10 protein-coding genes are annotated in these 11,500 nt (G+C 46.1%); all 10 read right to left on the bottom strand.

Annotated features, from left to right (window positions below):
- The coding region (locus ABIE27_RS30805; protein WP_429352209.1) for a collagen-like repeat preface domain-containing protein at positions 1 to 2,300 on the bottom strand (2,300 nt) is incomplete at its 3' end.
- A 192-nt stretch (positions 2,301 to 2,492) separates the two neighbouring features.
- Entirely contained in the window at positions 2,493 to 3,890 is a 1,398-nt protein-coding gene (locus ABIE27_RS30800) for an ATP-binding protein (RefSeq protein ID WP_240036633.1), read from the bottom strand.
- A gap of 55 nt (positions 3,891 to 3,945) precedes the next feature.
- Positions 3,946 to 4,662, bottom strand: a complete 717-nt coding sequence (locus ABIE27_RS30795; protein ID WP_110894386.1) for a response regulator transcription factor — start codon at positions 4,660 to 4,662, stop codon at positions 3,946 to 3,948.
- Positions 4,663 to 4,803: 141 nt separating this feature from the next.
- Complete coding sequence (ccsA, locus tag ABIE27_RS30790) at positions 4,804 to 6,066, bottom strand: cytochrome c biogenesis protein CcsA (RefSeq protein ID WP_123062199.1); 1,263 nt, start codon at positions 6,064 to 6,066, stop codon at positions 4,804 to 4,806.
- Positions 6,063 to 7,736: a cytochrome c biogenesis protein ResB gene (resB, locus tag ABIE27_RS30785; RefSeq protein ID WP_429352208.1), complete on the bottom strand. Its 1,674-nt coding sequence runs from the start codon at positions 7,734 to 7,736 to the stop codon at positions 6,063 to 6,065. Before resB ends, ccsA begins: the two co-directional genes overlap by 4 nt.
- A 14-nt stretch (positions 7,737 to 7,750) precedes the next feature.
- On the bottom strand, positions 7,751 to 8,278 hold the full coding sequence (locus tag ABIE27_RS30780; RefSeq protein WP_123062201.1) for a redoxin family protein: 528 nt from the start codon (positions 8,276 to 8,278) through the stop codon (positions 7,751 to 7,753).
- A gap of 134 nt (positions 8,279 to 8,412) precedes the next feature.
- Positions 8,413 to 9,162 carry a pseudouridine synthase gene (locus tag ABIE27_RS30775; protein ID WP_123062202.1) on the bottom strand — a complete coding sequence of 250 codons (750 nt, stop codon included), beginning with the start codon at positions 9,160 to 9,162 and terminating at the stop codon, positions 8,413 to 8,415.
- Between the two features lie 225 nt (positions 9,163 to 9,387).
- Positions 9,388 to 10,209 (bottom strand): S1 family peptidase, encoded by an 822-nt coding sequence (locus ABIE27_RS30770; protein WP_429352207.1) that lies wholly within the window; start codon positions 10,207 to 10,209, stop codon positions 9,388 to 9,390.
- Between the two features lie 63 nt (positions 10,210 to 10,272).
- Positions 10,273 to 10,806, bottom strand: a complete 534-nt coding sequence (locus tag ABIE27_RS30765) for a spore maturation protein (RefSeq protein ID WP_123062204.1) — start codon at positions 10,804 to 10,806, stop codon at positions 10,273 to 10,275.
- 6 nt (positions 10,807 to 10,812) lie between these two features.
- Complete coding sequence (locus ABIE27_RS30760; RefSeq protein WP_123062205.1) at positions 10,813 to 11,439, bottom strand: nucleoside recognition domain-containing protein; 627 nt, start codon at positions 11,437 to 11,439, stop codon at positions 10,813 to 10,815.
- Positions 11,440 to 11,500 lie beyond the last annotated feature (61 nt).

Here is an 11,500-nt window from a genome sequence, read left to right as displayed (position 1 = left end):
CCCGTTGGGGAAGCCACATTGGTGATATACGTACTACCGTTGAACGTAACAACCTGACCGGTTGGATACGTTGGGGCTACTGCTGGATCAAATGCTACAATACCGCTTAATCCTACACCCGTGGCTCCCGTAATGCTTTCACCGGTTGCTCCTGTTACTCCGGTCACTCCGACTACGCCTGTTGGTCCTGTCACCCCAGTTTCGCCAGTCGCTCCTATCGAACCCGTGGCTCCAGTGACTCCAGCTGATCCGGTCGCACCCGTTATTCCTGTTTCCCCAGTTACCCCTGTCACACCTGCACTTGCTAATAACGTATAATCCGGCGAGGTGCCCGGCGTACCCGTTGGGGAAGCCACATTCGTGATATAGGTACTACCGTTGAACGTCACCACTTGACCAGCTGGATACGTTGGGGCTACTGCTGGGTCAAACGCAACGATACCGCTTAATCCTACACCCGTCGCCCCCGTGGTTCCTGTTGTCCCCGTACTACCAGTTACACCTGCACCAGTTGCACCTGTTCCTCCTGTGACTCCTGCACTTGCTAATAACGTATAATCTGGGGAGGTGCCCGGCGTACCCGTTGGGGAAGCCACATTCGTGACATACGTGCTACCATTGAACGTGACCACTTGACCGGCTGGATACGTTGGAGCTACTGCTGGGTCAAACGCAACGATACCGCTTAGTCCTACACCCGTCGCTCCCGTTGTACCCGTAACTCCTGTAGATCCTGATGGCCCTGCTCCAGCAAGTAATGTATAATCTGGTGAGCTTCCTGGTATACCCGTTGGGGAAGCCACATTGGTGATATACGTACTTCCATTGAACGTCACCACTTGGCCTGGTGAATACGTTGGCGCAACAGCAGGATCAAATGGTACGACTCCTTGTAAACCTATACCTGTTGCTCCGGTTGCTCCAGTTAAGCCTGCTCCAGCAAGCAATGAATAGTCTGGTGAACTTCCTGGTGTACCCGTTGGCGCGGCGACATTCGTAATATATGTGCTGCCATTAGACGTTACAATCTGACCTGCTGGATATGTTGGCGCTTGAGCAGGATCGAATGGTACAATCCCTGTGAGCCCGAAGCCTGTAGCGCCGGTGGCCCCCGTCGGTCCTGCACCAGCGATTAATGTATAATCAGGCGAACTTCCAGGCGTGCCTGTCGGTGAAGCCACATTGGTAATATACGTACTACCATTGAACGTCACCACTTGGCCTGCTAAATATGTTGGCGTTTGAGCTGGGTCAAAGGTGATCGCGCCGTTAAGCCCTACCCCAGTAGCTCCTGTCATCCCTGATGCTGCAATCAATGTATAGTCCGAAGAAGTACCAGGTGTACCTGTCGGACCTGCCACACTCGCAATATACGTACTGCCATTATAAGTAACGACTTGACCTGCAGGATATCCAGGTGCAAGAGCAGCATCAAAGGCAATAGCTCCAGAAAGTCCTACACCCGTAGCCCCAGTTGCACCTGTAGAACCGGCGGCAAGCAAGAGCGTGTAATCAGGTGAACTTCCAGGCACACCCACCGGGCCATTTACGTTAGCCACAAAAAGACTTCCATCATAACTAACTACCTGACCTTGCGCGTAAGTTGATCCAGCTACAGGGTTAAACGTTGTAATATTGTTTAATCCTACGCCGGGAATTCCTGTCGGTCCTTGTGGTCCTTGTGGACCCTGCGGGCCTATAGGGCCGACAGCACCCGCAGAACCAACTGGCCCTGCTGCACCTGTTGGACCAGTAGCTCCTCTCAATCCAGGAACTCCAGGGACCCCTGGTACGCCGGGAACACCGGGAGGGCCTGCTGCCCCTGTAATCCCCCCCGTACCAAAAGTCGTTGTGGCTCTGCTCAACGAGATAGATATGGAGCGAATTAATCCGACTAACCGATCTTTTACTTCGGGAGGTACCTCCAAAAGCAATGTTACACTTAACAAGTCATCCAACAGATTTTGCAAATTCCCTGCGAGATTAATTAAAGCAACAGGAATGACTTCAGAAGAAGCAATGGTCAGTTCTAGCACAGCCTGCAGTTCCGCTTTGACCCCTGCGCGAAACTCAGATTCGTTCACAAAGGTAAGTAATTGACGTAATCCGTTCTGCAACGCAAGTAGATTCGCTGCACTCGGCTGGCTGATTGCTGCTGGAATAGTTACAGCTAGAGCACGAAGAATCGACTCATAATTCTCAAGTTCACTAGCTGCTATGGGTATAAACGGCGAACCTGCCCGGAATGATCTCCCTTCCAAGAACGCTTTAATATTTACTCTTTTACGTCCATCGGACATACTTGACTCAATCCTCCTTTGACATCTTATTTTCAATCTTATGAAGGAGAAGTTCAAAAATTATCTTGGACATTTTTTTGCGGACAAAAAAGGATACGGCCTTGTTCCACGTTGAACAAGATTAAACGGAATACTTCAACAAAAAAACACCCTCATCAGAGGGTGTTTCGGCAATTTTTGTTTAAAATTAACCTATTTCGAAGATTCTACGGGAAATTGTAGTATAAACTCCGTGCCTTCACCAAGCACACTATTGACATGAATCGTGCCCTGATGAGCATCTACGATGTTTTTTACGATAGCCAGGCCAAGACCTGTCCCCACGCTTTCTCCCCGAACTCGGGCTTTATCCGCTTTATAAAAACGTTCAAAAATAAAAGGCAGGTCTGATGTGGGAATACCCACGCCCTGATCTTTTACACTCACTCTGGCAAAAGGAGCACGCAAGTTAGTGACAAGCTCAGCAGAAATTTTCACACTTTTACCAACAGGTGTATGTCTGAATGCATTATCCAGTAAATTCGTGAATACTTGCTCCAATCTGTCTTCATCTGCTTGTTGAAGTGAGATCATCTGCTGTTTGCATTCGAATTGTAGTTGAATCCCCTGTTCCTTCGAGCGCACCATAAATTTACGATAAATACGTTCGAGAAGTTCACCGAGTTCAACTTCCTTCATGTTCATGTCGGTATGCCCTGCATCCATACGCGCCAGATCAAGTAAATCCTTTACCAATCTACCCATCCGCAGTGACTCATCGTGAATGACCTGAATCAGTTCTTCACTCTCTTCGGGCGATGTTGCCATCCCGTCAAGCAAAGCCTCGCTGTATCCCTGCATCATTGATAACGGAGTACGAATCTCATGAGATACATTGGCAACGAAGTCCCTGCGCATCTTCTCCATTTTCACTTCTTCGGTAACATCTCTCAATACAGCCACCGCCCCCCGCACCACACTATCCGCATACAAAGGGGCCATTTGCACAGACCATACTCCTTGTTGCACGTGAACATTGGAGTTCTGGTCCCCTCCTTGCTCCATCACCAGTCTGAATAAGGGTACCAGCGGTTCAGGAACATCCCGAGACGGATTCGCAGACGGATACCCATCCAAACCTTCATCCTCCTGAGCCCAGTCGAGAGCATACCAGGCCTGCATAATTTTCTCACCAGGCGGATTCGTCAAGATGACCTTGCCCTCACCATCAAAAGTGATCACGGCATCCGTCATGCTTCGCAGCACACTTGCCAGATGTTCCTTTTCATGATTCAGATTTCGAATGGTATCCTCCAGTTGAACGGCCATATGATTAAACGTATTTGCAAGTTCACCAATTTCGTCATTGGTACGGAGAGAAAGTCTTGTTCCATAGTTCCCTTTACGGATAGCATTAGCTGCTTGAATTAATTGTTGCATAGGCTGCGTAATTTTGGTGAACAGAAATAATGCGAAGAATGTTGTTAAACTGAATCCAACAATACAAATATAAGTAAACAGCCTTTTGATGTCCCTAGATTCAGACTCAGCAAAATTCGTATCAATGTAGGGCAACAGAAAGAGCCCTAGCGCAATAAGTACACAACCCACAAGGCATATAATCGTTATCCATAACTTTCCAACCAATGATCTCCAGAAAGCAAAGTTATTTCGGTACTTCCAGTTTATAACCGACACCCCACACGGTTGTTATCATCGCTGCCGATTCAGGTGATACCTTGTTCAGCTTCTCGCGAAGACGCTTCACATGGGTATCCACGGTACGAAGATCACCAAAAAATTCATAGTTCCATACATCCTTAAGCAATTCTTCCCTGGAGAAAACCTTATCGGGCGATGTTGCAAGGTAATGCAACAACTCATATTCTTTAGGTGTCAAACTGATCTCCTCACCACCCGCAGTCACGCGGTGTGCATCATGCTCAATAACAAGATGTGGGAATACAATATTGTTGCTTGAATTGCTTTCCTTCGAAAGATACGCTGTTGCCGAAGAACGACGCAGAATAGCCTTCACCCGGTAAATCACTTCACGCGGACTGAATGGCTTCACCACGTAATCATCTGCCCCTACTTCAAAGCCCTGAACACGGTTAATCTCTTCCCCTTTTGCGGTAAGCATTAATACTGGGGTAGATTTCACCTGACGAAGTCTTGTACACACTTCAACACCGTCCATGCCCGGAAGCATGACATCAAGCAAAATCAGACCGTAATCTCCGGCCGTTGCTTTACGAAGCGCTGTTTCGCCATCTTCCGCTTCATCAATTTCATAGCCTTCTTTTTCAAGATACATTTTAAGCAATCTGCGGATTCTTTCTTCATCATCCACGACTAATATACGATTCTCATGTTCTGACATGCCCACTCAAGCCCCTTTACAGTAACTCCTTGTCACTTCTATTATGTTCGATCTTGCGAACAATATTTGAATACCTGTTTTATTGGAACGGGTATATCATGAATTTACCGTTTGTTTTGCCACTACTTTTAACAGACTTTACTAGTCTGCTCCAGCATAGGAATGCAATCCTGCAATGATCAGATTTACACCAACCAGTGTAAACATGACAACTAGGAAACCGAGCACAGCAAGCCAAGCGGACTTCTGCCCCTGCCATCCTTTGGATAAACGCAAGTGCAAATACACACTATAATACAGCCAAGTAATCAGTGCCCATACTTCTTTGGGGTCCCAACCCCAGAAGCGACTCCAGGCAATTTGTGCCCAGATCATAGCAAAGATCAGAGCTCCCAGCGTAAAAATAGGGAATCCAATCGCAATAGCGCGATAACTGATCTCATCGAGGTCATCCGCGTCAATTCCATTCATCATCGGCTGCAACGCTTGTCCAAGCGGTCTGCGTACAATTAAACGAATGATTCCGTATAGAATCAGACCCGTTATAATCGACCAGATGACTGTGTTCAGCTTACGTCCTGCATTCACGCCATTCATCCATGAAGGCGTTTCAAGCAACGGTTCCTTCATGCCAAGGAACGGTTTCAGGCTCTCCACTTCACTATTATATGGAGCAAAAATAGGAGGCATGCGATAAATCACTTTCTCTATTGTACTATTTTCCTCTCCCTTTGTGTCAATGGTGACTGTTTTCTGTACGAAAACGGCCTCATAACCAGATGCACGGAAGGCAAACACTGTTCCAATAAATCCAATCACCACAACGATAGTAATGAGTGTAAACTCCACCCATCCTCGCTGACGGCGGGAAGACTTGTCTTTTCCACTAAAATCAACGGTACGAAGCAGATACATAAATCCTGCAGCAAAACCTACAGCGAAAAACGCTTCACCCAAGGCAGCCAGCGTAACATGGATTTTCAACCAAATCGATTGTAATGCGGGAATCAATGGTTGAACTTCCTGTGGAAATACGGCTGCATATGCCATAATGATAATCGTGAGCGGAAGTGCAAACAAGCCTAGTAGAGATTTGCGGTAAATTGCGTACACAACGATAAACGCTACCATGATCATCATGGATAAAAAGGACATGAATTCATACATATTACTTACCGGAATATGGCCTGCACCAATCCATCGGGTGATAAAGAAAACCAAATGTGCTGTCAACGCAACCGTAGATGCAATAAATGCCCGTTTACCCCAACGATTCATATGATCGATCGGATCGCGGTTACTCCATTTCTTGCCCATGACGGCAACAGCATATAACAAAAATGCAGCACAATACAGAAAAAAGGATACGATAAATGCATCGCTGCTGAAATCCAGTATACTCATGCTTGGTTCCCCCCGTTATCCAACGACTTCTCATCCACTTCCAGATTCATCTGTTTCAAAAAGCTAGCAACTTCTCGCCTGAAGCCGAACCAGTTTTTGTTGGTATGCCCGCCAAGCGTAATTCGCTCATCATCGAACCGAATCCAAATGCGTCGATGATGCCAGTAAAAGCCCATGACAAGACCTAGCATGACAATGCCAGCCCCTACCCATACAAACGGCATCGCTTTGTCCACGCGTATATTCAGGTAGCTCACCGATTGAATAAGGTCTACCTTGTCCATACTGTCGACCTCCAGTTGTAATGGAAGTTCCCCTCCTACAAGCTGACGGTTGATTGCGTCCTGTTGAAAACGTTGCTTGTCAATTTGTTTGGCAAAATATAAGTATTGAATTCCCTTCTCTGGCAGATCTGGCCCCTCGATATGAAAGAGAAACGCAGGTGCATTCGGGGAAGGAGATTTTGATTTGGGTTCTCCTTTATCATCCAGCGCAAAATCCATAAACTTTTCTTTCACCGTTAATGTATAAGGTCCTGCCTCAAAGGAGCGCTGTGTATCCGTCATATCGATCTTTAAGGAACCGTATACTTCACCCGTTTTCGTATTAACCAGATCCGGTGTCACCGAGCGAATCGTCGGCGTCAAATCATAGTCAAACTGGTATGCCTTCAGACCTTGGTAATTCAGTGGTTCGTTCACCCGCACATCATGTCTTGCTACCTCTGCAAGCTGAGGTTTTTTGGAGAGATCCGAACAATCAGCTGTGCATTCGTACAGAACAACCTTGGTTTCAAACAACTTGGGTACCGTTTTATTCAAATTTTTGAACTGCTCAGGGACTTCGTCGTCACTATAAAACTCCACATTAAACTTCTCATTTTTCAGATACATCGATGTGTTTGGAATTTTTTTAATTTCCCCTTCAGGAAAAGCAACATGTTCGTCCAGATTTAAACCTGGAAGCCCACGAGCGAGTACAGCGAGTAGAAAAATAATAAGTCCGATATGGATCACATAAGGGCCCCAACGACTAAAACGTTGCTTCTCAGCAAGCAATGCATCCCCTTGTGTGTGAACGCGATACCCTTTCTTAAGCAGCGGCGTAACCGCTTTCTTAATCCACTCTTCAGGAGCCTCTCCAACAGAATCTTGATACACAAGTCGCTGCCGCGTCAGGAATTGCAGATGTTTCCTTATCCGTTGCTTGTTCAGCGCTTTGTACAGTGGAAGCACACGATCCAGACTACAGATCACAAGTGATGCTCCGATCATCACCAGCAGCAGAATAAACCACCAGGATTCATATGTATGAGACAGACCGAGAAGATAATAAATATGACCTAACTGACCATAGGTTTCTTTGTAATAAACCGAAGGATCAATATTCAGAAATGTACTTTCTTGCGGGTAGATGGTGCCCAGCATGGAACCAACGAGCGTGAGCACAATCATATAAACTGCAATTTTGACAGATGAAAAGAAATTCCATATGCGATCGATAATATTGGGATTACTTCGCTGTGAACGTCGAGCCATCCCATCATAACGCATCTCTAACACTTCATTCGATTGAGCTGTTTCCTCCAGAATTGGCTTACCACATGCCTCGCACAATACGGTTCCTACCGGATTCTGATGACCACACTCACATTTCGTATTTTGGAACACAAGTAGACCTCCTGTCAGGGCTGTTTCGCCAGCTGTGAGATTTGAGCGTCAAGTGTGTCCAAATCCAGTTGCCCAATATGAATAGTGGAGATTTTACCCGTTTCAGATACGAAAAAGGTTGTTGGCATCGGAGAGATTCCATAATCCCGAACGGAGTTTTTCTCCCGGTCTAACATAATTGGGAACGTAACACCTACCTGCCGTACAAAATTCTCTACCGTCATCTGATCTTCTCCAACGTTGATTCCAACAAATTGGACACCTTTATCCTTCCATTTGTCAGCCTGCGCTTGAAGTGCAGGCATTTCCTTCACACAAGGCTCGCACCATGTGCCCCAGAAATTGATAACCATCGCTTTTCCTTGATACTCTTCTGACGTATGAACTTGACCATCCAGGCCCAGCAGTTCAAAAGAAGGGGCACGATCCCCTTCCTTTGGCTTGCCATTCGAGCCGGATACCGATGTTGTTATCGCGTATCCGCCCAACACCAGGATCAAGCACAAAATAACGATTTGCACCGTTCTTCTTGATTTCCCCATGTGCTGCTCCCCTTTGAAGTGACGATTTCGTTGGCTTGCCTTATTGTTATAGAAACTGTGAACACTCTATGAACAATTATAGCGAATTTCGTCACAAATCTGCGGCGGTTTTATGAAAATTATGTGTCCTCACATTACCTTTTTTTCATTTTTTTGGCGGGTTCCGATTTTGCGAGCGTAATCAGATTGTTGACTTCCTCTTTCGTCAAATTACGAGTCAACCCTCGTTTTAGATTCTGGAGCAAAATGCCTCCAAACGAAATCCGCTTCAAACGCGTTACCGGATGGTTGATTGCCTCAAACATACGTCTTACCTGACGGTTGCGTCCCTCATAAATCGTAATGGAGATCACAGCCTCATTGGTTGCTGTATCCACATCTTTGTACTCGACTTCTGCTGGCGCAGTCATGCCATCCTCAAGCATAATTCCATTTTTGAGCTTTTCCAGTTCCGTACCATGTGGTACCCCTTTAACTGTTGCTAGATACGTTTTGGGTACGTGATGTTTAGGGTGCGTCAGCAGATGCGCGAATTCGCCATCATTGGTCAGAATAAGCAACCCTTCGGTATCATAATCAAGACGTCCTACCGGATAAACACGTTCCTTAACACCTTTCAGATAATCAGACACGATTTTCCGGCCTTCCGGGTCTGATGCGCTTGTAATAACCCCTTTGGGTTTATTCAGCATCAAATACACTTTTTTCTCACTGCGGATCGGTTTTCCATTGACCGTAATGATATCCTCTTCGGGGTTTGCTTTCGTACCCAGTTCGGTTACGACCTCCCCGTTAACTTCCACTTTGCCGGACAGGATCAGTTCCTCACTCTTGCGGCGGGATGCAATACCTGCCTGTGCGATAATTTTTTGTAATCTTTCCATGTTTGTCATGTCACCTCACACTAATGATACCCATCCAACCGGGAAATCACAAGGATTATCCAATGTTTTTGTGAACGTTCGAGCTTTATCGCTAATTTGAGTGTTGAAGAATAGATATTTTATAATCTCGATATACAAAAAAAGCTTACCCTCACCGCGGCTGATTTCGTTCAGACCACGCCAAAGGTAAACCTTCATTAGTTCTATTTTAATTCATATTTCATTTTAGTTCGAAACTTTGCCAGTAACCACAACCGGCTTTTTGGCCGGAGCTGTTGTTGCCTCTTTCACAAATGTCTGCAATGTTTTTGAAGAAATAAAATACGTCCGTCCACCATATACAAACGTCATCATGCCAATGACCTGTTTATTCTGATCGAGAACTGGTCCGCCTGAATTGCCTTGAGCCATCGCTTTTACGATGCTTCCAATGCCTACTTTTCCCGGTACATCAGCTGCCAAAGAACTAAACACCCGACTCTTGGCTATCGTGTTGTACGTCGAAGGGAAATCATCATCTAATATGACAAGATCTCCCGATGGGTTTTTAGGAAATCCAATCGTATAAACGACCTGATTGTCCCTTGCATCGGCAAACTTCACCGGTTCAGCGTCAATCGGTTTGTCCAGCTTGAGCAAAGCCATATCCATTACCGGATCGCTTTTAATAATTTTAGCTTTAACCGCCTGATTGAGAGCTCCCGGGCTCGCAACCGTCAACGTCCCTTTGTCTCCGCCAGACAGCTCAGCAAATTCCTGAACAACATGGTAATTGGTTAACACTTTATCTTTGGATATCAAAATCGAAGTTCCGACATCATAATAAACCATATCTGGTTCATTTGCTTTAATCAAGCGCACATTAACAACCGGAAAAGAATCCGCCGTAATCGCCATTTGAGCACGTAATGCCTTGTCAAAGTTACCCGTAAAATGGATCGTCTGTTCAGCTTGAGCACCTGCAAACCCTGTCGGACCTGCAAGCATCGTTATAGCGAGCATACTTGTCAACCCGTAACGGAGTATTCGTTTCCAACTCTTTTGCATGTCTCACTCTCCTCCGTTATTATTCTAGCATAACTAGTATATCGGAAGGAAAGGAACAATAGTTTAACCAAAAACAATCAAACAGATGGCAAGTGCAGCTATGAATCCAACGACATCTGAAAACAATCCAACCTTAAGCGCGTACCGACCGTTCCGAATGCCCACAGCTCCAAAATATACGGTTAGCACATATAACGTCGTATCCGTACTGCCTTGAACGGTAGAGGCCATTCGGCCAATCATGGAGTCAGGGCCATACGTTTTGATCAAATCCGTTGTAAATGCAAGTGAGCCTGTCCCGGTTAATGGTCGTAATATGCCTAGCGGAAGTACTTCTCCAGGCACACCCATCCACGAGACGAGAGGAGTGAAGAACTGAATCACAAAATCCAGTGCCCCCGAGGCACGAAAAACACTAATGGCAACCATCATGCCCACCAGATGTGGGATGATGCTGATTGCAGTCGAGAAGCCATCCTTGGCCCCATCAACAAAGGATTCATAGACCGGGACCTTTTTGGTAAACGCATATAATGGAACAAACGCGATAATAACCGGAATGGCCCAGACAGATATCCAGTTAATGAAGGTTAACAAGGTTGCTCATCCTTTCATGCCGGGATTACCGCTCTTGGATATACGCGGCGATCTGCGAAGAGTTCTATTTCGATACCAGCGATCAGCCATAATGGCAGCAAGTGTAGCTATAATGGTAGCCATCAAAGTCGTGCCTACAATCTCCGTGGCGTTCGCAGAATGATAGTTCAACCTGATCGCAATCAGCGTTGTTGGAATAATCGTAATACTCGCGGTATTCAGCGCCAGCAATGTACACATAGCAGGGGATGCCGTCTGCTTGTCAGGATTCAGTTCCTGCAATTGTTGCATCGCCTTGATTCCCATGGGGGTAGCTGCATTCCCTAGTCCAAGCAAATTTGCGCTCATGTTGGATAAAATGTAACCCATAGCCGGGTGGTTTTTGGGTACATCGGGGAACAGAAATCCGACCACCGGGCCAAGCAGCTTCGAAATCCGTTTAAGCAGGCCGGCATCTTCGGCCATTTTCATCATTCCCATCCAAAATACAAGCACACTGATCAAACCGAAACATACCGTCACACCGGTTGCCGCACCATCAAATGCTGCCTGGGTGACCACTTCGATCTTCCCGTTCACAGCTGCGAAAACAAAGCCGATCAAGATCATCATTAACCAGATCAGATTGATCATTGAAATCATCCCTCCCAGTAACAGCAAGCACAACAACGATCTTTTTATCCATAAATTGAAA

It is taken from the genome of Paenibacillus sp. 4624 (genome assembly GCF_050435065.1).
In the GTDB taxonomy this organism is placed as follows: Bacteria; Bacillota; Bacilli; order Paenibacillales; family Paenibacillaceae; genus Paenibacillus; species Paenibacillus amylolyticus_D.
Note: the sequence above shows the minus strand (reverse complement) of the source record. Positions and strands in the feature narration are given on the sequence as shown.